Raw genomic sequence first — 19924 nt, forward strand, 5'->3', positions numbered from 1 at the left:
GGGCTCAGCCGGCCCGAGCGGGCGGCCTGGCGTCCCGTCAGCAGTGCTGCGGGGCCAGGGCCGCGGCCTCGCGCGCGAGGCGCTCGACCCGTGGCCAGTCCTTCGCGGCGAGCGCATCGGCCGGCAGCATCCATGTGCCGCCCACGCAGCCGACGTTCGGCAGCGCCAGGTACGAGGGGGCCGACGCCAGGCTGATCCCACCCGTCGGGCAGAAGCGGGCCCGGGGCAACGGGGCGGCCAGCGACTTCAGATAGGCGGTGCCGCCCGCCGCCTCGGCCGGGAAGAATTTCATCTCGGTGATGCCCTCGTCCAGCAGGGTCACCACCTCCGAGGCCGTCGAGACCCCCGGCAGGAACGGTACGCCGGAGTCCCGCATCGCCCGCAGCAGCCGCGGTGACCAGCCCGGACTCACCAGGAACCGTGACCCGGCCGCGCCGGCCGCGACGACCTGCTCAGAGGTCAGCACAGTGCCGGCGCCGACCACCGCGTCCGGAACCTGCCGGGCGATCGCCCGGACGGCGTCCAGCGCGGCGGGCGTGCGCAGGGTCACCTCGATCGCCCGAAGTCCGCCGGCGACGAGCGCCCGGGCGAGCGGTACGGCGTCGGCGGCGTCGTCCAGTACGACGACCGGGATGACGGGGGAGAGTCCCAGGACCGAGAACGGGGGCCCCGCCTGCTCATGACGGGCGGCGGGCACGGAGGAGGCGCTGGTCACGCGGCCCATGGTGCGCCTGTCCCCCTACCCTCCGCAACGATCGTTGCACATGCTGCAACCAGGGCGGGAAGGGCGCGGGAAGGGCGCAGGAAGGGGGCGGAAGGTGGGCGGGACTGCCTGCCCGCCTCAGGAGGCTCTCCTCAGGCCTCCTGAGGCAAGGCCTCGGCCCTCGGTCCTCCTAAAGCTCCGTCACGATCACATCAATGGCCCAGGCCTTGCCGGCCTTCCCCGGAGCCTCCGCCTCCACCACATAACCCAGGTCGCGCAGCGCCTCCACCAGCTCCGCCGGCCCCTCCGGCGAACAGCCCGCCGACAGCAGATCCCGCACCATCCGCCCCTTGGTCGCCTTGTTGAAGTGGCTGACCACCGTCCGCTTCTCGACCCCGGCCACGATCTTCGACTGGAGTACCCGCACCGTCGCGGTCCGGTCGGCCACCTCGCCCTTGGGCTTCCACGCCGTGGCGTACGCGGCGGACCGCAGGTCCAGCACCAGCCCTTCCCCGGCGGCCTCCGGCATCACCTCCGCCATCGGCGCCCGCCAGTACGCGCCCAGCGCGCCCAGCCCCGGCAGCTTCACGCCCATCGAGCAGCGGTACGACGGAATCCGGTCGCCGATCCGTACGGCGCCCCACAGACCCGAGAACACCAGCAGGGAACGCTCGGCCAGCTTGTGCGCCCGCGTGTCCAGGGACGCCAGCCCCAGCGCGTCGTAGAGCACACCGGTGTAGATCTCCCCGGCCGGCCGGGTACCGGCCGTACGCAGCCCCGCGTTCTTGGCGATCTCGCCCTTGAGGCCGTCGCTGAGCCCGAGCACCTGCTGGGCCTTGGCCTCGTCCGCCGTACACAGCTCGACCAGCTCGTCGAGCACCGCCTGGCGCGGCACGGACAGCCCCGGCAGCGACAGCGCACCGATCTCCAGCGGCGCCCCGGTCCCTCCCGCGGCCTTCCCCTCGGACGGCGGCAACAGCACGAGCACGGTGTTCTCCTTCACGGCGGTACGGGATGGTGCGGTACGAGATGGTGTGTGGTGGTACGGGGCAGTACGGGTGGGGTGCGGCCCCGCCAAGAGCGTATGGCCTGCGCCGGACGGACCGGTCATCCGCCCTCCCCCGCCGCCCCACGCCGGCCGCCCCACGCCGGCCGCCCCACGCCGGCCGCCCCACGCCGGCCGCCCCACGCCGGCCGCCCCGCGCCTGCAGTCCCGCGCCGGCTGCGCTCCATAGCGCGCGGTATGACCATGGCGGTACGTCCACAGCGCCGCGGTACGTCCATGGCGCGCCGCCCGCGCCCACCCGCCCTAGGCTCGATCCCATGCCCCGTCGCCATATGCATGTGACCGACGCCGCCGACGCCCCGTTGCGGGCCGCGCTGCGGGAGCTGCGCGGCCGGCTGGAGGTTCCCGACCACTTCCCGCCCACGGCACAGGCCGAGGCGGAGAGCGCCGCCCGCGCGCCGCGGATCCCGGCCGGTGACGGGGCGGTGGCGACCGAGCACACCCTGGAGGACGCCACCGACCTCCCGCTCTTCACCATCGACCCGCCCGGCTCCCGCGACCTGGACCAGGCCCTGTTCCTCTCCCGGCGCCCGGGGCCGTCCCCGTCGCCGACCGGTGGCGGCGGTTTCCGTGTCCACTACGCCATCGCCGACGTCGCCTCCTTCGTGACCCCGGGTGGCGCACTGGACGCCGAGGCGCACCACCGGGTGACCACGCTCTACTTCCCGGACGAACGGGTTCCGCTGCACCCGTACGTGCTCAGCGAGGGTGCCGCCAGCCTGCTGCCCGACCAGGACCGCCCGGCCGTCCTGTGGCAGCTCGACCTCGACCCGTACGGAGAGCTGACCGACGTCTCCGTCCGCCGCGCCCTGGTCCGGTCCCGCGCCCGGCTCGACTACGCGGGCGTCCAACGGGTCCTCGACGACAAGACGGCCGAGGAACCGCTCGCCCTGCTCCGCGACATCGGGCTGCTACGTGAGGAACTGGAGGTCGCCCGGGGCGCGATCTCCCTCAGCGTCCCCGAGCAGGACATCGTCGAGCACGACGGCCACTACACCGTCGAATACCGCGCTCCGCTCCCCGCCTACGGCTGGAACGCGCAGATCTCCCTGCTCACCGGAATGGCCGCGGCCGAGCTGATGCTGGCCTCCGGCACCGGCATCCTCCGCACGCTGCCCACCGCGCCGGACGGCTCGGTCGCCCGGCTGCGCCTCACCGCCCGCGCGCTCGGCGTGGACTGGCCGCACCACACCTCGTACGCCGCGCTGATCCGCAGCCTCGACCCGGGCCGCGCCACCCACGCCGCGTTCCTCCAGGAGTGCACCGCCCTGCTGCGCGGCGCCCGCTACACGGTCTTCGACGGCGCCCCGCCCCAGCCCTCCGAGGCGGTGCACGCCGCCGTCGCCGCCCCGTACGCCCACGCCACCGCGCCGCTGCGGCGGCTCGTCGACCGCTACACCTCCGAGCTGTGCCTGGCCGCCTCGGCCGGTGAGGAACCGGCCGACTGGGTCCGGGCGGCGCTGCCCGCCCTGTCCCGGGAGATGGAGCTCGGTGCCCAGCGCGCCAACCACATCGAGCGGGCCTGTGTCGACCTGGTCGAGGCGGCGGTGCTGCGTGACCGGGTCGGCGAGGTCTTCGAGGGCCTGATCGTCGACATCCAGAAGCAGGGCCCCCACCAGGGCACCGTCCACCTCTACGACCCGGCCGTCATCGGCCACGTCGAAACCACCCCGGACGGCCCCGCGCTCTCCCTGGGCCGCGCCCTCCGCGTCCGCCTCACCGCAGCCGACCCCGGCCGCGCCCCCGTTCACTTCACCCCCGCCTGACGGCGTCCCCCTACGCGACGGAGGCACCTCACCCCCCGTGCGACGGAGGGCAGCTCACCTCCCCTCCCTGCCTCCCCCTCCTTCCCCTTCTGGGCGAACCGAAGATCGTGGTACACGGAGGCGATCCGGTCCAGCGGGATCCGCAGGTCCCTCCGGGCCCCGTCCCGTAGCCGCAGCACCCCCGCCCCCAGCACATGGGGCCGGGTGACCGCTGCCGCCTGGAAGCCCAACATCATCAGCAGCGTGTAGACATCGACGACCAGCAGCACCGCCTGCGCCACCGGAACGCGGTCGAGCAGTGCATGCATCCCGGCCGTCTCCACGACGCACACGAACGTCACCCCGTACACGAGCGCTGCCTGGGCCGACGCATACGCGAAGGCCTGCTCGCCGGCCGTCACGCCGATCCGCCGCCGTGCCACCCAGCACCCCAGGCTCCCCACCCACCGGCCCTCATACGCGACCAGCCGCCGCACCACCCCACCACCCTTCCACCTCATCGCGCACGCTCCGCGACGATCCGGATCGCCCGGCGCACGGCCTCGGCCTGCGCAGGTGCGAAGTGCGCGTAGTGCGCCGCCATAAGCCCGCCATCCGCCGCCCTCAAACGGCCGTCCATCGCTCCCGGCGCCATGGCCACCGCCCCGAGCACCTCCGTCACCCCCTTGCCCGCCCCACCGCCCGCGGATTCGAGCAGCGCCAGCACCTCCCGCTCCTTCGCCGCCATCGCGGGCTCCGGGCCGGGGCGCTCGGCCGACGTACGGGTCATCTCCCGGAATATTGCCGCCAGTTCGTCCGAAACCGGCCCCTCGGCGGGCAGTCCGCCATGCTCCTCCGCCTGCCGTTGCAGCGCGGCCAGCCGGGCCCTGCGCGCCCGGATCTCCCTCTCCTGACGGGCCAGGTCCGCATCCAGCTCGGCCAGCACCTCGTGCAGCTCCTTCCCGGAGTCGTCGGCGAGGACGTCCCGCACCTCGTCCAGCCCGAGCCCCAGCTCCGTCAGCCGACGCAGGCGGGCCAGCGCCACCGCGTGCCGTAGCGCGTACTCCCGGTAGCCGTTGGCCCGGCGCGCGGGCTCGGGCAGCAGACCGAGGCCGTGGTAGTGGCGTACGGCACGGGTGCTGACCCCGACCAGTCCCGCGATCTCACCGATTCTCATGCGGCCAGTAGAAACGTTGACGCCGCGACAAGGTCAAGGCCCGCACGACACCACCCGAGCACTGCACACGTCACCACGCGGGCGCCGCACGGGCCCCGTTCACCGCACCGGCCACGAGCCATGCCTCCGGACCGGGCACGAGCCATGCCGCCGCACCGGGCGCGGGCCCGGCCTCCGCGGCAGGTAGCATGGTCGGCACGGCGGACGAGCCGGCCGGACGGCCGCGTGGGGATCTTCGATCCTCCCGAGGAACGTCCGGGCTCCACAGGGCAGGGTGGTGGGTAACGCCCACCCGGGGTGACCCGCGGGACAGTGCCACAGAAAACAAACCGCCGGAGGCTTCGGCCCCCGGTAAGGGTGAAACGGTGGTGTAAGAGACCACCAGCCTCCGAGGTGACTCGGAGGGCTAGGTAAACCCCACCCGGAGCAAGGTCAAGAGGGGGCATCACCTGATGCCCCTGCGCGGACGACCGAGGGCTGCCCGCCCGAGTCCGCGGGTAGACCGCACGAGGCTGCCGGCAACGACAGCCCTAGATGGATGGCCGTCTCCCCTCGGCCCGCAAGGCCCGAGGGCGACAGAACCCGGCGTACAGGCCGACTCGTCCGCCGGCCGACTGACGGAACCCTCTGACCAGCAAAACCGCAGGCCAGAGGGCCTTTCGTCGTCCTCGGTGTTGCGGTCACTTGCTGACTCTTCGCGCCGCGCCGTCGACTTGCGGCGTGAGCCGGTTGATGACGTTCTTGATCGCGTGGAGGGGGCGCTGGAGACGCGCTTCCACCGAGACTCGGCAGTGCGTAAGCGCCGCTCGGTCGACGCTCGGACTGACCGCGATCCACCGGCCACCGCCTCAGCATCATGCTCGTGCCAGTTCACCGAGGTGTGTCGGGAAGAATCGTCCGGCTGCGGACACGCACTCACCACGGCCGCGGGCACCGTTCGAACACATCTGCAACATGAGCGGAACTCTGCCGGACCCCACCGACAAACGACGGTCGGTGTCTCCTCAATTCACAAGGATCCACGGGGCCTTGGGCACTACGGTGCCCTGGCTGCCGGCGGTGACGAGCCCCGGCGGGCGGCGATGAGTGAGAGGGGTGGGAGGGGGACACTCGCCCCCTCCCCATGGGCGTGACTAGCCCCGACAGCGCGGGAAGGGGCGCTCCCACCACCATGAGGCTCACAGCAATCGCGAGCGATGCGTTCATGATCTGGGCAACGGCCCCTTGTGGGAGCTCCACTCCGCATACGTGCCCGATGACGTATGTGATCTTGTAGATGGCGTAGCGGGAAATGAGTACCAGCCCAAGCCGGATTGTGCGGAATCCGGCCCGTAGCAGCGTAGCTGGTGAGCTCTTGCTGACCTGCCAGAACAGCGATGCCGTAATCGCCAGCGCAGCTCCGAGACAGGTCTCAAGAATGAGCCAGTAGGAGACGGCTGCGGTCAGAGCTATCCGAAGCACCGAAGGGCATCGGTTACAGCCAGGGCAACGTTCGCTCCCGAGTCGTCGCCGGACAAGGGGCGTTGACCGGTCCGCGCCCGAATCAAGGACGCCAGGAGCTCCGCCTCCCCCTCCTGCTTCTGCTCCGTGGTGTAATTCACCCGGCCCAGGACGCGCTTCACCATCTCCGGGTCGAGGGTGGGTAGTAGGCGCCCGACGAGCGAGCCGCCCGAGTCCAAACCCTGCGTGGGCCCACCCAGAATGTGACCAGGCTCAGCAAGATGATGTGCTCGGAATCGCAGTCGGGACGTAGTGGGTTCGTAGCAGATGTAGTCGGCTTCTTGTGTGGTGTGGACGAGGGTGAGGTGGGGGGCCGGCCCCGGTGTGCGGCGAGCGCCTGCCCCTGTCGTGCTCGATGGGCACCTCTTCACGAGAAGTAACAACGAGGGCCCGGGCGCGTGCTGCGGCCGGGCCTGGTGAGGGACGATTCGGTGCCGCCGGTGGTGTGCGGAGTGCAGAGAGGAATCTGTTCGAAGGTGACCGGTGCTCTGGCATATCGTCGCCAGGTGTCATCTTTCGCCAGAGAACAGCATGTCGGTGCCCCGGAAGCACGAACCGAGGATGCTCTTCGCCTGTCCGCCAGTCCGGACGACATCGGGCACCTTGTGTGCTGCCGGGCGCTCTCCTGGCGCACCGCTTTCTGCGGAGCCGAGGGGGACACGATCAATCCGGCTCCCGAGTTGGTGTGCACGATGTGCGTGGAACAGGCCGAGGCCATGTGGCCGGGCATTTTGGCGGACCCGGAAGCGTTCTGTCCTGTCGATGGCCAGCCATGCCCGGATGAGCACGAGATCGACCTGCGCATCGCGTGGGAGACGGGTCCCCCGGCGCCGTAGCACTGGATCAGAGCTCTGCGCCACCTTGTTCCGATTCTCGCGCCGGCGAACCTGGTCCTAGGCGGAAGCAGCGTGATGATCGAACCAGTCCCGAGAAGCCGCCCACTCCGCGGCCGAGCCGGCCTGCTGTAGACCGGCCGAAACAGCCCCGCCAAGGCCACACGCAACCTTGCCGGGGCTGCCTCATACCCGCAGAGGACTGGAGGAGTGGTGATCCACGCGGGTAGCAAACGAGGCCCGCCCAGGACCCTTCATACGGAAGGTGGCGAAGAAGAGTCCCGATGCCGGGCCAGTGGCTCGGACAACCGGGACTCTTTCTCGTTAATGATCTTTCTTGCCGTCCTCGTTGCAGCCCATGCTGGAACCGATCGGGCTGGACTGTGCGCCCGGGGAGCCTTCGCCGTTCAGCAAGTTGCCAAGGAGGCCGTTGAGGATGCCGATCTGGCCGAGGATGTCGATGTTGAAGTCGTGTTGCTTGCAGAAGCCGCCTTCTCCGCCGGCGTAGGCGTTGCCGGTACCGAGGAAGCTGACACTGCCGAGAATGGCAGCCACGGCGGCTGCCCTGTAGAGCTTGCGCATCTCTCCTCCATCAAGGGAACCGTTGCGATCTGTGAAAGATCGACTTCGAGCAGTGATGTGGAGATTAATATGACAATAGGACCGATGCTGGTCGGTGCTGGCATTCGGCGTACACCGCAGGCCGGCCGGATGACGGATCGACCGCGCCCGCTGCATCCCGTATGTCCGTCCGGTTGTGGAGGATGTGATCCAGGCACGCCTGGCGGCTGTCCGGGCCCAGTACCGTGGCCCAGCCCTCGGGGCGGTCGATGAAGGACGGCCACAGCGAGTGCTGTCCCTCGTCGTTGACCAGTACGTAGAAACTGCCGGTGGCGTCCTCGAAGGGATTGATGCGCGTCATGGGGATATGGCCTCTCTCGTGGGTGGCGGCGGTCTTGGACCGGCACGCCGTCAGCTCCGGTCGGTGCCCGGGGCGGGGCAGTCGTGCGCCGCGAGGCGGTCGGTCACGATCCGGGCCAGCTCCCGCGCCTGGTGTTTGACGAAGTAGTGGCCCGCTCCCGGGATGACGGACAGCTCGACTTCGGAGGCGAAGTGCTTCCAGGCGAGATGGCCGCTCTCGAAGCCCTCGGTGGCCTCGTCCGCGCTCCCGATCACCACGTGCACCACGGCCTCCAGCTGGCGCCCCCATCCGGTGCGCGCCGCGGCCTGGAAGCGGGCGCCCTGCACCATGTCGTGGCGTACGACGTTGAGGACGGTGCGCAGGTCTGTGTCGTCGAGGGCCCCTTCGAAGCCGCCCAGCGAGCTCAGATAGGCGTGCAGTGAGGCGTCGGAGCGCGTGCCCGCCGTGTCCGGCAAGGATTCCGGGTCGGGGTGGGGTAGCGCCGCACCGACGAAGACGAGTTCGGGTGTCCGGCCTTGCCGCTCCAGTTCCCGTGCCACCAGCAGGGTCAGGGTCGAGCCCGCGCAGTGCCCGTACAGGGCGAATGGTCCGGTGACCGACGTGGTGAGCTCTGCGACGATGCGTTCGGCAGCTTCCTCCCAGGTCAGCAGCGGCTCATCGGGTATGGAGGGGTCGTGGCCCGGCAGTCCTGCCGCCAGCAACTCGATGTGGGCGGGCAGCTGATCGGCGAGCGGCTGGTATGCGGTCGCGGCTCCGCCACCGTAAGGAATGCACACCAATGTCAGCGCGATGTCCCGCTCTCCGTCGGGCGTCAGCCGGTTCAGTATGGGGCGCTCGCCGTCGGACTCGGCCAGCGTCCGCATCCGCTCGGCGAGCGCCTGAGGAGTGGGGTGCTGGAAGACGTCGACCACCGACAGCCCCTGGTCGAGGCGGCGGGCGATGCGGACCGCCTTGAACGAGTCCCCACCGAGGTCGAAGAAGCTGTCCTCGATACCGATCCCGGGAGCGCCCAGCAGCTCACTGAACGCCTCGGTCACCTGGCGCTCCACCGGATCGCGTGGTGGCGTGGCACTGTGCGCCCGGATCCTGGTGGGCTCGGGCAGCGCTCTGCGGTCCAGCTTCCCGTTGGCGGTGAGCGGGAGTTCTTCCAGCGCCACCACGGCCGCGGGAACCATGTGGGAGGGCAGCCGCTCGGCGAGGGCGGCGCGCAGTCGGGCCGGTTCGCATGCGGCGACGCTCTCCGGCACCACATATCCGGTCAGTGCGGCGTCACCGACGGCGTCCTTGCGTACCACTACCCGGCCGTCCCGCACTCCGGGCAGTGCCCGGAGTTCCGCCTCGATCTCGCCGGGTTCGATACGGAAGCCGCGGACCTTCACCTGCTCGTCGGCGCGTCCCAGGTACTCCAGGCGTCCGTCCGCCGTCCAGCGGGCCAGGTCGCCCGACCGGTAGAGACGGGATCCCGGAGGGCCGTACGGGTTGGCGACGAAGCGCTCGGCGGACAACTCGGGACGGTTCAGATACCCCCGGGCCACCTGCTCGCCCGCCACATACATCTCGCCCGTCACCCCGACGGGAGCCGGCTGCAGACCGCTGTCCAGGACGTACACCCGAAGCCCGGGCAGCCCGGTGCCGATCAGGCTGCCCGGCTGCCGCGCGGCCGTGACCTCGTCCAGCGCGACATGGCTGACGTGGACGGTGGTCTCGGTGATGCCGTACATGTTCACCAGCACCGGGGCATCGTCGCCGTGCCGCGCATACCAGTCCGCCAGCCGGCCCAGGTCCAGGGCCTCGCCGCCGAAGACCACGTAGCGCAGTGCGAGCCGGTCACCGAGTGCCGGGGCGTCCTGGTCGGCCTGCATCAACTGGTAGAAGGCGGACGGTGTCTGGCTGAGTACGGTGACACGCTCGGCCACCAGCAGGGCGAGGAAATCCTGCGGGGAGCGGCTGTCGGCGTACGAGACCACCACCAGCCTCCCGCCGTGCAGCAGCGGCCCCCACAACTCCCAGACGGAGAAGTCGAAGGCAGAGGAGTGGAACATGGTCCACACGTCGTCGGCACGGAACGTGAAGAGCCTCGCGGTGCCGGTGAACAGTGCGGCGACGTTGCGGTGCGGCACCACAACGCCTTTGGGGCGTCCGGTGGAACCCGACGTGTAGATGACATAGGCCGGGTGGTCCGGTGTCAGCGCAGGGGTACGTTCCTCGGCCCGGAGGTCGGCGGCGGGCAGTGACGCGGCCGCGGTGCGCACCGCGGGGTCGTCCAGCAGCAGGACGGGCACGTCGGACGCCGGTAGTCGGTCGGCCGTCCCGCCGGTGGTGAGCAGGAGCTCGGGGGTTGCGTCGCCGAGGATGTAGGCGATGCGGTCGGCCGGGTAATCGGGGTCGACGGGAACATAGGCCGCTCCGCTCTTCACTACCGCGAGCAGCGCGACGATCAGCTCCGCCGAGCGGGGCAGCGCGACGGCCACCAAGCGCTCGGGGCCCGCGCCCCGCTCGACGAGCAGCCGGGCCAGCTGGTTGGCCTGCGCGTTCACCTCCTCGTACGTCAGCGAGGTTGCGCCGGAAGTGACCGCGGGGGCGTGTGGGGAGCGCCGCACCTGCGCTTCGAAGAGCTCGGCGAGCGTCGAGGACGGCACCTCGTCGGCCGGATTCCCGCCCTGGCTCCACTCCGCCACCAGACGCTTGCGTTCGTCGGCGTCGAGCATGTCGGTGACGCCAACCGGCTGTGAGGGGGCAGCGATGGCTTGTTGGAGGAAGGTGGCGAAGTGTTCACGATGGCGCCGGATCTCGTCGGTGCCGTAGACCGCCGGGTTGGCGTCGATGTGGACGCGCAGGGTCTGCGGCAGGTCGTGCACCGTGAAGATCAGATCGTCGACCGGGCCGAGCGTGAGGTTGCGGAGCGCGCCGCAGTGTGCGCCGAACGAGAGGTTGTAGTTGAAGGGGAGCACGTTGACCTGTGGGCCGAACACCCGTCCGGCGTCCCCTAATCGTCCCAGGTCACGGCGGAGATCCTCGTATCGGTAACGCTGGTGACGCAGTGCCTTGCCGGCTTCCTCACCCACCTGTCGCACAAGGTCGGCGCAGCTCATCTGCGGGCGGACCGCCAGCCGCAGCGGGACGATGTTCGATGCCATACCCGGTGTGTTGCGCGCCGCGGGGCCGCGGCTGGGGACGGGCAGCCCGAGCACGATGTCGTCGGCGCCGGTCAGGCGGTGGACGTAGGCGGCGGTGACGGCGATGATCACCCGCGGCCAGGTGGTCCGGAGCTCACGTGCCAGCTCGCGCAGGGCGGCCCGCTCGACGGCCGGTACGTCGAAGGCCTCCCGCAGGAGTTCGCCGGCGACCGGCGCGGTGCGCTCCGAGAGGCTGACCACGTCCAGTAGGCCGGCCATGCGCTCCCGCCAGAACTCCCGGTCCACGGCACGTCTTTCGGAATCGCGGTAGCCACGGTCCTCGTCCACCAGATCCCGCAGCCGGCCAAAGGGAGAGGCGGGTACGGACTCCCCCTTGGCGAGCGCGGTGTAGACCGCGGCGGCCCGCTGGGCCACGAGCGAGGTGCTCAGCCCGTCGAAAACCAGGTGATGCCATCGCTGGTACCACAGGTGCCGATGCGGCGACACGCTGAGGATGGCATGGGTGAACAGCGGCCCGCGGCACGGGTCGAGGGGCTTCTCCAGGTCGGCGTGCATCCACCTCTCGGCAGCGCCTTCCGGGTCGGCTGCGGCGCTCAGGTCGAGCAGTTCGATCGGGATGTCCTGTACGTCCCGAGGCCGCTCGACGCGCTGTAATGGACCGTTGTCGTGCTCCGCCCCCAGTATGTGCGGTGCCTCGGACTCGAAGAGGGTGCGGCGCACAGCGTCCCGGAGGAGCGGGACATCGACGGGCCCATCGATCTCGAAGCAGTTCGTGATGGCGTAGAACGGATTGTCCGGAGCGAATTGCTGTGCGTACCAGATCCCCGACTGTGCGGCGGTCAGGGGCAGTTGGGCATCTCGATCAGTTGTTGTTCCCATGGGCGTGAAGCCTATGGCTCCGCAATCTTGGCCGCTCGCGAATGCCCCGGGCTGCGGCTCACGTCTCACCTCTCACGTCTCACGGAGGACGCGGACGGCCGGCTCAGTCGATACTTCAGCCGCCTGTGATGTCGCCGATGATGTGGGCGATGACCCAGATCGCCCAGGCCAGGGGCAGCAGAGCAACGTAGGACACCGCTCTCCGCAGCACGGGCGTGCCCGGATCCAGCTGCTGCCCCGGCTGCCCCGGAGCAGGCTCGGTGAGCTTGTTCAGCTTGGTCCTCGCCAGAGCGTTCCAGATCAGTGTGAACGGCGTGAAGAACACCAGCGAGAACGGGCTCCACCACCCCAGTGCCAGCGTCGCTGCGGTCATCTGCCGGAACACCGCGGTGCCGCACGTCCGGCAGAACGGCCCCTCCAGTTTTTGGAAGCGCATCATGATCAAGAGGCCCTGATGCGCGCGAACGGTCACGGTCGCGGCCGGCATCGCCCCGCATATTCGACAGAAGCCCTTCTGGGGAGCCGCATACGGAAGTCCCGGCTGGGCCGGGGTCCCTGGCCACCCATGGGCATATCCCTGCGCTTGCATGGGCGCCGGCGCCTGCGCCTGCCCGGGCACCCCGTACGGCTGCTGCGGCGGCACCGCCTGCCAGGCTCCCTGCCCTTGCTGCACTCCCGGCCCCGGGCCGTACGAATTCCCGTACGCACCCGGCGAAGGTGTAGAAGGTGTAGCAGGTGTACTCACGCGTTCCCCGTTTCCATCAGGCCTTCTGCATGTTCTACGTGTCCGGCGTCGACTGCCCAGTCAGCACCGCCGGGAGATACAACCCCAAAGCCGCTGACCTCGCAACATCAGCAAGGCGGCCGAAGCCTGTCCGGCGAGCTGCTCGGGCGGCGGTGTGGGCGACCGGCCTGGACTGACTCCACGGCCAGCCGACAGTCGGAATCCTCTTGTATTTCGTTAATTGATAGGGGATTGGGGCTTGATGGTCTGCTGGGGCTGAAGTGCTGTCAGGGTGGGGTCCCCGTGCGGTAGCCTGGCCTTGCAGTCCTATCCGCTGGAGGGGGATCCGTGGAGATCGAACAGCTGCTCGCATTATCGGGTGCTGGACTTTGGATTCCGGCCTTGGTTCGGATGGGGCTTCGGCGGATGGCTTGCTGTCAAACGGTCAACCTCGCAGGGTGTTTAATGCCGATCACCTGAATGCCTCCTTTGGAGGTGCTGGCGGGGGCGTTGGTCTGGCCGCGTTCTCCGACAACCTTGGCAGCGATACCGTTGCGGGAAAGATATTTCTGTACCTTGCTCCGGTGGGAGCCGTGGCGTTCGCGATCCTCATGAGTTGGATCTTCGTGAAGCTTGAGCAGCGCGAGATTCGCAATCAGAATGCGAAGGCGATTGCGACAGTGGAGATGGAACTTGGCAGTCAGGGCATCTCGCTGGAGCGTAAGCAGGAACTACAGCAAATTCTCAAGTCGCTGAAGGACGAGAAGATCGCTCATCGGCTTTAGGGGGGATCCAGGTAGGGGGGATCCAGGGCGGCGCAGGCGGCGTGGGGCGTGCCTGTGGGTGTTCTGGGTTGCTGTTCACTCGTGAGAGGTAGGCGGGTGTCGGGTAGCCCTCTGGCGGGAGCTGCGACTGGCACGCTGTGGTGGCATGACCACTACCAGCAACAGTGCGATCCTCGAAGAGTTCCGGCGTATGGACGCCGACGGCGACGGAGTCGTCGACCTCGCCGACTTTCTGCGTGCGCCACGTAAGCTCCTCGCCGCCCTCGACATTCCGGAGGACGCCCCCAAGGCCCAGGCCCTGATCCGGGCCAACGAGACGCAGTGGGAGTCGTTCCTCTTCCTGGGGGACGCCGACCGCGACGGGCGCCTGACCTCTGACGAGTATGTGACCACCCGCACCTCACCCGAGTTCCGTTCCCCGAAGCGGCCGGGCAAGGGCGAGGTCTGCCAGACCCTCTTCGCCGTGCTCGACGGTGACGACGACGGCAGCATCAGCCAGGACGAGTTTCTCCGGGCGGCCGACTTCCTGTGCATGCCGCCTGCCGAGGCGTCGACCTACTTTGCGACGCTCGACAGCGACAAGGACGGACAGCTGAGCGACAAGGAGTTCCTGAAGGCGGTCAGGCGCTTCTACACGAGCTGAATCACCAGCGCGCCGGGCACGGCCGGAGAAGCGCAGCACAGCACGGCCGGAGGCGGCTGCCACCGGCCGTGCTGTGCCGCGCGGTTGGTCAGGACGGTGCGTCGTGGATAAGGACGGTCCTGTGGTGGGTCAGGACCAGGTGACGGGGAGGGTGAGGGGGGATTTGCTGGGGGACTCGTCGTCCCAGACGGCGGGGTGTCCGTCCGCCGGGGTCAGGTTCGGGAAGTGGTCGAACAGGGCTTCCAGGCCCACGGTCATCTGGGCCCGGGCGAGGTGCGAGCCGATGCAGTTGTGCGCCCCGCGGCCGAACATGAGGTGTGGGTTGTCGCTGCGGCACAGGTCGAGCCGGTCGGCGTCGGGGAAGACGGTGCCGTCGCGGTTGGCGGCGGCGAGCACGGGCAGCACGGCGTCGCCCGCGCGGATCGTCTGCCCGTGCAGCTCGAAGTCCTCGACGGCCTGGAGGACGACGACACCGTTCATCACCGGTACGTAGCGGACGAGTTCCTCGACCGCGCGGGGCAGCAGGTCGCGGTTGTCGCGCAGCCGGGCGTAGTGGCCGGGTTCGGTCAGCAGAGCCACCACGGCGTCGGCCAGGAACATCGTGCTCGTCCGATAGCCCGCGACGAGCATGGACAGGCCGAAGTTCACCACGCTCTCCTGGTCCACGACGCCGGCGTCGCACTGGCGGACCAGTCCGGTGAGCATGTCGTCGCCGGGCGTGCGCCGTTTACGGTCGATGAGTGAGCCGATGTACTCCCGCAGTTGACGGGTGACCTTGCGCCCCTCCTCCAGCGTGAGCATCGCGCCGAGCGCGGCGTCCGCCATGGGCAGGAAGTGCTCGCTGTCCTCGTACGGGATGCCGACCAGGTCGCACATCACCCGCAGCGGATAGGGCTCCAGGTAGCCCGCTACCAGGTCGCCCGGCCGGCCGCCGGCGGCGAAGGTGTCCAGCAGTTCGTCCGCGGCCCGGCGCATGACCGGCACCTGGCGGCGGATGGCGCGGACACTGAAGGGCTCGGCCAGGGCCCGGCGCAGGGCCAGGTGCTGGGGGCCGTCCAGCTCCATCATCGTGACCAGGCCCGGTTCGGCCGCGCCGGCGTCGTCGTTCGCGTCCGGGCGGGCCGGCCAGTCGTTGATGGTCGGCCTGATCAGCCGGGGGTCGGCGATCAGCTGCCGGACATCGTCGTAACGGGTGACGTACCAGGCGGTGGCGCCGAACGGCAGACGCACCTTCGCCACCGGGCACTCCCGGCGCAGCTGCTCGTACTCCGCGGGCGGGCCCATCGTGCCGAGCGGCGGTACGGGAAGGTCCAGCACCGGCGCGTCCAGCACCGGCGCGTCCAGCACCGGCACGTCGAGAACAGGCGCGTCGCGTACGAGCGTTGCGTCGGGTTCGGGCGCGTCGCGTACGGGTGAGTCCGCCGTGGGGTGCGGGCCGGCGGTCGCGGGGCACTCACGCATGCGATCCCTCCTGCCCCTCCCGCGGAGCCGGCGCGGCGGCGTGCCCGTCCGGCAGGGACGGCGCGGCGGGGCGCTCGATATAGCCGGTCGTATAGAAGAACTCCAGGTAGCGGTCGAGCAGTTGGGCGTCGACCGGCGGGCAGTCCAGGCCGCTGGCGGCGAGCGCGCGCTCGACGTTGTCACGGCCCAGGGTCGGGAAGGTCCCCTCGAAGAACATCTCCTTGACGGACATGTCCGCCTTGTTGCTGCGGTCCACGCACAGGGACACGAACGGCGCGGTGGCGCTCGTGGGGTGCTCTGCGACGTGCTGGACCAGTTCCTCGACCCACTCGTCGTACGGCAGCTGCTGGATGGTGTGCCCCGCGGCACGCATCCGGTCGAGGACGTCCTGGAAGGCGGCCGGACGCGGGTTGGTCAGGTGGTACGTGTCGTGGGTTGTGGGCTGTCCGGTGGCGATGTGCACGATCGCGTCGGCGAGGTAGTCGACCGGTACGAAGTCCATCGGCAGCGGGATGTCGGGCGCCAGGCCGGTCTCGGCGACCGTCTTGAACAGCGAGCAGATCGCGGTCTCGGTGTTGCAGACGCCGCTGCGCCGGTCGCCGGTGATCTCGTACGGGCGGTAGACCGCCACCGGGACCCCTTGGCGCGCGGCGTCCCGCAGGACCTCTTCGGCGACCCACTTGCTCTCGGCGTAGCCCATGGTGAGGCGGTCGGCGTGGTCCAGCGGCAGGTCCTCGTCGACGTGCCCGACCCCGGCCGTGCCGAAGCCGGCCAGCACCGCGACGGTGGAGAGGAAGTGCACGGGCACACCCCGTACGGCCGCCAGCCGGATGAGTTCCTTGGTGCCCTCGACGTTGGCCCGGCGCAGCGCCTCGTACGGGTAGAGGAAGTTGACCTGTGCCGCCGAGTGGATCACCAGGTCGAGGGAGTCGGCGAGCTTCTCGGCGTGGCCGGCCGCCAGGCCGAGGCCCGGCTCGGCGAGGTCGGCGGGGAAGCAAACGATGCGGCCGGCGTCGCCGTCGGCGGGCGAGAGGCCGAAGCGGGCCAGGTTCGCCAGCACCCGCTGCTGGGCGTGCGCACCGTCGCGGGCGCGTACGGGGCAGTGCACGCGGGCGTCGGTGGTACGCAACAGGCTGTCGATCAGGAAGGCGCCGACGAATCCGGACGCGCCGGTCAGCAGTACGTCCTGCGGCCGCTGCCAGTCGGGAGCGGGGCCCCGGCGTGCGGGCAGGGTGAAGCCGAGGCGTCCTTCGGCCCGGAGGTCCGCCGCGGCCACGGGGGCGGCGGTGGACGCGCGGCCGTCCTGTACGGCGGCGACGGCGGCGGCGAAGCCGCCCAGCGTGGGCGCCTGGAGCAGGCTGCGGATCAGTGTGCTGCCGTGCCGGGAGTCGATGCCGAGGGCCGCGAGCGTGCGGTTGACGGCCTCGGCGGCGAGGAGCGAGTCACCGCCCAGGCCGAAGAAGCTGTCGCCGGTGGCCGGGCGCACCCGGAGCACCAGCTGCCAGACATCGGCCAGGGCGTCCGTCAGGGGGTCTGTCAGGGGCTCCGTAAGGGGGTCTGTAAGGGGGGCCGCCAGAGGGGGCGTCAGGGCGCCCGTCGGGCCGGAGTCTCCCTCGGTGACCGGGGGCACCGGTGACGGGTCCGTGGGGTGGGGGCGTGCGGCCTGGTCCGGACGGCCGTCCCGGCCGGTGTGGTCCGCCCGGCCGGTGTGGTCTGCCCGGCCCGTGCGGTTCCCCTGATGCTCCCGGTTCTCCTGATCGGTCAGTGTCCGGAGCTTTCGCCGGTCGACCTTGCCCGCGGGCGTCACGGGGAACTCCGCGACCTCCAGAAGGCGCGCGGGCACTGCCGCGGCCGGCAGCCAGGCGGCGAGGTCCTGGCGGACCCGGTCCAGGGGCACTGCCGTTCCGGGACGGGCCGGGCTCACATAGCCGATGAGGCTCTCACCGGCCAGCTCGACGACTGCCTCGCCGACCGTGTCGTCCGCCCGGAGGCGCGCCTCGACCTCGTCCAGCTCTATCCGGTACCCGCGGAGCTTGATCTGACGGTCCGTCCGGGCGCGGTACTCCAGCACCCCGTCCGGACGCAGGACCACGCGGTCACCGGTGCGGTACAGCCGGATGCCGGGGGCGGAGGCAAACGAGGCAGTCCCGGCGGAGGGTGAGATTCCTGCGGAGGGAGTCTCGGACGGGGGAGTGGTGCCGAAGCTGCGTGAGAGGAAGCGGGCGGCCGTCAGGTCCGGGTCGCCGAGGTACCCCAGGGCCAGGCCGTCTCCGCCGACCAGCAGTTCACCTTCCTCGCCCACGTCCGCGAGCGTGCCGTCCTCCCGTACGACATAGCAGGCGGAGTTCTCCAGCGGCCGGCCGATCGGCACCGATGTCTGGTCCGGCGGCAGGTCGCGCACCAGGTGCGCCGTGGAGACCACGCTGTTCTCGGTCGGGCCGTAGAAGTTGACCACGGTGGTGTCCGGGCAGGCGGCCTGCACCGCCCGGGTCAGGTCCGGGTCCATCGCCTCGCCGCCCGCCGAGGCGAAGCGCAGCGTCCGCAGCGCCTGCGGCCTGGTGCGGGCCACGTGGTGGAACACCCCGGTGGTCAGATAGGCGACGGCGACCCGCTCGGTGACCAGCCGCTCCTCCAGCGCCGCCGGGGACAGCAGCTCCTCGCGGTCGACCAGGACGAGGCAGCCGCCGTTCAGCAGGGCGGACCAGATCTCGATCGTGGAGCTGTCCGAGGACAGCGCGTAGGCGTGCAGGACGCGCTCGCCCGGACGCGGCCGCTGGGTGACGAGGTCGGAGGTGGCCAGCCGGACCACACCGCGGTGCGGAATGGCCACCGCTTTGGGACGGCCGGTCGTGCCCGAGGTGAACATCACGTAGGCGCAGTCCGCCGGGGCCACGTCACCGTCCGGGGCCTGCACCGGGACCTGGACCTTGACCGGGGCCTGGACCTGTACCGGGCGGGCGGATGTCCGGCCGTTCAGGTCGATGCGGGTGCGGATGCGCCGGATGCGGCAGACGCTGCCCGGCAGGGTGACGACGGTCTGTACGCCCGCGTCGTCGGCCATGGCCTGCAGCCGCTGGGGCGGGTAGGTGTCATCGAGAGGTACGTAAGCGCAGCCGGTTTTGAGAATTCCCAGGAACGCGACGAGGGCGTCCAGGGATCGGCTTCCGCACACTCCGACGAAGTCGCCGGGACGTACCCCGGAGTCGTGCAGCCGGGCGGCTAATGCGTCAGAACGCTCCTTGAGTTCGCCGTATGTCAATGCCCGGCCGTGGTGGAGTACGGCGTTCGCCCGGGGACGCAGTGACGCCTGAGCGTCGAATAACTGATGGATGCTCTGGTTCCGGGGATCCCCGGAGACCTGCGGTGCCGGGAGGCAGGGCGCGCCATCGGCAGGCCCCGCTATCCAGGGTTCGGTCGTCATATCCAGTGCCACTGGAGTTCTCCCTGCTATTGCCTTGCCGCGCCGTGCACCAGCCGGCATTGCCGTGGTGAACAAGCCGGCCGTGGTGAACAAGTCGATATTGTTGCCGAATAAACTTTTCGGGTGATCGCTAGCTGAACTCCGCGGCGAATGCCGCGAAGTCGGCCGTACGCCAGCGCTGCGGGCGCATACGGATCAGCACGTCCTCGGTCAGCTGGTGGGCATTGGCCGCCAGGTAGTCCGTGGCTGTCTCCGCGTCCAGGTACCTGCGGGCCAGGGCCTCGCGGTCGGCGGCCGGCACCGGGTCGACCACGGACACCACCGGGCCTTCCACGCTGACGTATTTGTAGGGGGCCGATTCGCTCTGCACGCAGATGCTGAACCGTCCGGCGTCGCGAATAAGTCGGGCTTTCAACGACTCCCGGCCGGTCTGCACGATGACCTCTCCGCCGGGCTGGTAGCCGTACCAGACCGGTACCAGCAAGGGCGCGCTCTCGCCGCGTGGGTCGTCCACTCCCACGACGCCCACATGCAGTCCGGCGAGAAACTCCTCGCGCGCTGTGACGGACATGGCCAGTTCCATGACTGGTCACCTCATTCCGGAAAGGATTCATTGAAAAATCGGCAAAGGATGGGCTGCTCGGGGCGGGCGTTCAAGGACGGCCCTTTCTCCTCGGCGAGCCAGGCAGACAGTAAGAATCGACGCGGCCGGTGTCAACGACGACAGGGGGTGGCGCGCTCCGCGCTCTCCGCTCAATTCCGGTTCCCGGGGCGCGATATGAACGTTCGGCCGCGCTTTCCCCGGAAACCGCGGGCAAACCAAGCGCGAACCGAGTGGCCGAAAGCGAATTGTCGCAGGGGGCGCCACTGGCCTGGCGGATTGCGGAGCGTGCCGGGCGCGGCGGTGATGTTGGCCGGAAGTGTCCGG

Annotated in this window: 15 protein-coding genes and 1 other RNA gene; 5 read left to right on the forward strand and 11 right to left on the reverse strand. The window is 70.1% G+C overall.

What is annotated here, in order from left to right; translation table 11 throughout:
- Positions 1 to 37: 37 nt before the first annotated feature.
- Both eda and yaaA read right to left on the reverse strand, forming a co-directional pair.
- Entirely contained in the window at positions 38 to 724 is a 687-nt protein-coding gene (gene eda, locus AZE13_RS22895; protein ID WP_066935157.1) for a bifunctional 4-hydroxy-2-oxoglutarate aldolase/2-dehydro-3-deoxy-phosphogluconate aldolase, read from the reverse strand.
- Between the two features lie 169 nt (positions 725 to 893).
- Positions 894 to 1691, reverse strand: coding sequence for a peroxide stress protein YaaA (gene yaaA, locus AZE13_RS22900; RefSeq protein WP_066935160.1), 798 nt, complete (start codon positions 1689 to 1691; stop codon positions 894 to 896).
- A 335-nt stretch (positions 1692 to 2026) separates the two neighbouring features.
- Here yaaA and AZE13_RS22905 point away from each other — a divergent pair, with 335 nt between their 5' ends.
- On the forward strand, positions 2027 to 3535 hold the full coding sequence (locus tag AZE13_RS22905; protein ID WP_066935163.1) for an RNB domain-containing ribonuclease: 1509 nt from the start codon (positions 2027 to 2029) through the stop codon (positions 3533 to 3535).
- On the opposite strand, the gene AZE13_RS22910 is transcribed toward AZE13_RS22905, so the two are convergent.
- Together AZE13_RS22910 and AZE13_RS22915 are read right to left on the reverse strand one after the other, a co-directional pair.
- On the reverse strand, positions 3517 to 4035 hold the full coding sequence (locus tag AZE13_RS22910) for a hypothetical protein (RefSeq protein ID WP_066935166.1): 519 nt from the start codon (positions 4033 to 4035) through the stop codon (positions 3517 to 3519). The genes AZE13_RS22905 and AZE13_RS22910 overlap by 19 nt on opposite strands.
- Positions 4032 to 4691 carry a MerR family transcriptional regulator gene (locus tag AZE13_RS22915; RefSeq protein ID WP_066935169.1) on the reverse strand — a complete coding sequence of 220 codons (660 nt, stop codon included), beginning with the start codon at positions 4689 to 4691 and terminating at the stop codon, positions 4032 to 4034. The genes AZE13_RS22910 and AZE13_RS22915 overlap by 4 nt, the downstream gene beginning before the upstream one ends.
- Positions 4692 to 4896: 205 nt before the next feature.
- Here AZE13_RS22915 and rnpB point away from each other — a divergent pair.
- An RNA gene (gene rnpB, locus AZE13_RS22920) (RNase P RNA component class A) lies at positions 4897 to 5297 on the forward strand.
- Between the two features lie 1370 nt (positions 5298 to 6667).
- The gene (locus tag AZE13_RS36415; RefSeq protein ID WP_147264701.1) at positions 6668 to 7027 is read left to right on the forward strand and encodes a hypothetical protein; all 360 of its coding nucleotides are present in this window, start codon (positions 6668 to 6670) and stop codon (positions 7025 to 7027) included.
- Between the two features lie 321 nt (positions 7028 to 7348).
- Here AZE13_RS36415 and AZE13_RS22935 read toward each other — a convergent pair whose 3' ends face one another.
- The 4 genes from AZE13_RS22935 to AZE13_RS22950 form a co-directional block, all read right to left on the reverse strand.
- On the reverse strand, positions 7349 to 7606 hold the full coding sequence (locus AZE13_RS22935) for a hypothetical protein (protein ID WP_066935178.1): 258 nt from the start codon (positions 7604 to 7606) through the stop codon (positions 7349 to 7351).
- A gap of 64 nt (positions 7607 to 7670) precedes the next feature.
- Positions 7671 to 7946, reverse strand: a complete 276-nt coding sequence (locus AZE13_RS22940) for an MbtH family protein (protein ID WP_079124284.1) — start codon at positions 7944 to 7946, stop codon at positions 7671 to 7673.
- Between the two features lie 50 nt (positions 7947 to 7996).
- Positions 7997 to 11962, reverse strand: a complete 3966-nt coding sequence (locus AZE13_RS22945) for a non-ribosomal peptide synthetase (protein WP_066935181.1) — start codon at positions 11960 to 11962, stop codon at positions 7997 to 7999.
- 115 nt (positions 11963 to 12077) lie between these two features.
- The gene (locus tag AZE13_RS22950; RefSeq protein WP_066935184.1) at positions 12078 to 12449 is read right to left on the reverse strand and encodes a hypothetical protein; all 372 of its coding nucleotides are present in this window, start codon (positions 12447 to 12449) and stop codon (positions 12078 to 12080) included.
- Between the two features lie 695 nt (positions 12450 to 13144).
- Here AZE13_RS22950 and AZE13_RS36420 point away from each other — a divergent pair.
- Together AZE13_RS36420 and AZE13_RS37055 are read left to right on the forward strand one after the other, a co-directional pair.
- Positions 13145 to 13471, forward strand: coding sequence for a hypothetical protein (locus tag AZE13_RS36420; RefSeq protein ID WP_147264702.1), 327 nt, complete (start codon positions 13145 to 13147; stop codon positions 13469 to 13471).
- Positions 13472 to 13616: 145 nt separating this feature from the next.
- On the forward strand, positions 13617 to 14114 hold the full coding sequence (locus AZE13_RS37055) for an EF-hand domain-containing protein (RefSeq protein WP_066935190.1): 498 nt from the start codon (positions 13617 to 13619) through the stop codon (positions 14112 to 14114).
- A gap of 129 nt (positions 14115 to 14243) precedes the next feature.
- On the opposite strand, the gene AZE13_RS22965 is transcribed toward AZE13_RS37055, so the two are convergent.
- The 3 genes from AZE13_RS22965 to AZE13_RS22975 form a co-directional block, all read right to left on the reverse strand.
- Entirely contained in the window at positions 14244 to 15575 is a 1332-nt protein-coding gene (locus AZE13_RS22965) for a cytochrome P450 (protein WP_258527935.1), read from the reverse strand.
- Positions 15568 to 18996, reverse strand: a complete 3429-nt coding sequence (locus tag AZE13_RS38305) for an amino acid adenylation domain-containing protein (RefSeq protein WP_258527945.1) — start codon at positions 18994 to 18996, stop codon at positions 15568 to 15570. The genes AZE13_RS22965 and AZE13_RS38305 overlap by 8 nt, the downstream gene beginning before the upstream one ends.
- 130 nt (positions 18997 to 19126) lie before the next feature.
- On the reverse strand, positions 19127 to 19567 hold the full coding sequence (locus tag AZE13_RS22975; RefSeq protein WP_066935526.1) for a pyridoxamine 5'-phosphate oxidase family protein: 441 nt from the start codon (positions 19565 to 19567) through the stop codon (positions 19127 to 19129).
- Positions 19568 to 19924 lie beyond the last annotated feature (357 nt).

The sequence above is a fragment of the Streptomyces sp. NBRC 110611 genome (assembly GCF_001590865.1).
GTDB lineage: Bacteria > Actinomycetota > Actinomycetes > Streptomycetales > Streptomycetaceae > Streptomyces.

What these genes read in the sequence shown, in the direction of transcription:
- eda (WP_066935157.1), bottom strand. Translation starts at nt 724, where the DNA reads ATGGGCCGCGTGACCAGCGCCTCCTCCGTGCCCGCCGCCCGTCATGAG.
- AZE13_RS22905 (WP_066935163.1), top strand. Translation starts at nt 2,027, where the DNA reads ATGCCCCGTCGCCATATGCATGTGACCGACGCCGCCGACGCCCCGTTG.
- AZE13_RS22910 (WP_066935166.1), bottom strand. Translation starts at nt 4,035, where the DNA reads ATGAGGTGGAAGGGTGGTGGGGTGGTGCGGCGGCTGGTCGCGTATGAG.
- AZE13_RS22915 (WP_066935169.1), bottom strand. Translation starts at nt 4,691, where the DNA reads ATGAGAATCGGTGAGATCGCGGGACTGGTCGGGGTCAGCACCCGTGCC.
- AZE13_RS22935 (WP_066935178.1), bottom strand. Translation starts at nt 7,606, where the DNA reads ATGCGCAAGCTCTACAGGGCAGCCGCCGTGGCTGCCATTCTCGGCAGT.
- AZE13_RS22940 (WP_079124284.1), bottom strand. Translation starts at nt 7,946, where the DNA reads ATGACGCGCATCAATCCCTTCGAGGACGCCACCGGCAGTTTCTACGTA.
- AZE13_RS22945 (WP_066935181.1), bottom strand. Translation starts at nt 11,962, where the DNA reads ATGGGAACAACAACTGATCGAGATGCCCAACTGCCCCTGACCGCCGCA.
- AZE13_RS22950 (WP_066935184.1), bottom strand. Translation starts at nt 12,449, where the DNA reads ATGCCGGCCGCGACCGTGACCGTTCGCGCGCATCAGGGCCTCTTGATC.
- AZE13_RS37055 (WP_066935190.1), top strand. Translation starts at nt 13,617, where the DNA reads ATGACCACTACCAGCAACAGTGCGATCCTCGAAGAGTTCCGGCGTATG.
- AZE13_RS22965 (WP_258527935.1), bottom strand. Translation starts at nt 15,575, where the DNA reads ATGCGTGAGTGCCCCGCGACCGCCGGCCCGCACCCCACGGCGGACTCA.
- AZE13_RS38305 (WP_258527945.1), bottom strand. Translation starts at nt 18,996, where the DNA reads ATGACGACCGAACCCTGGATAGCGGGGCCTGCCGATGGCGCGCCCTGC.
- AZE13_RS22975 (WP_066935526.1), bottom strand. Translation starts at nt 19,567, where the DNA reads ATGTCCGTCACAGCGCGCGAGGAGTTTCTCGCCGGACTGCATGTGGGC.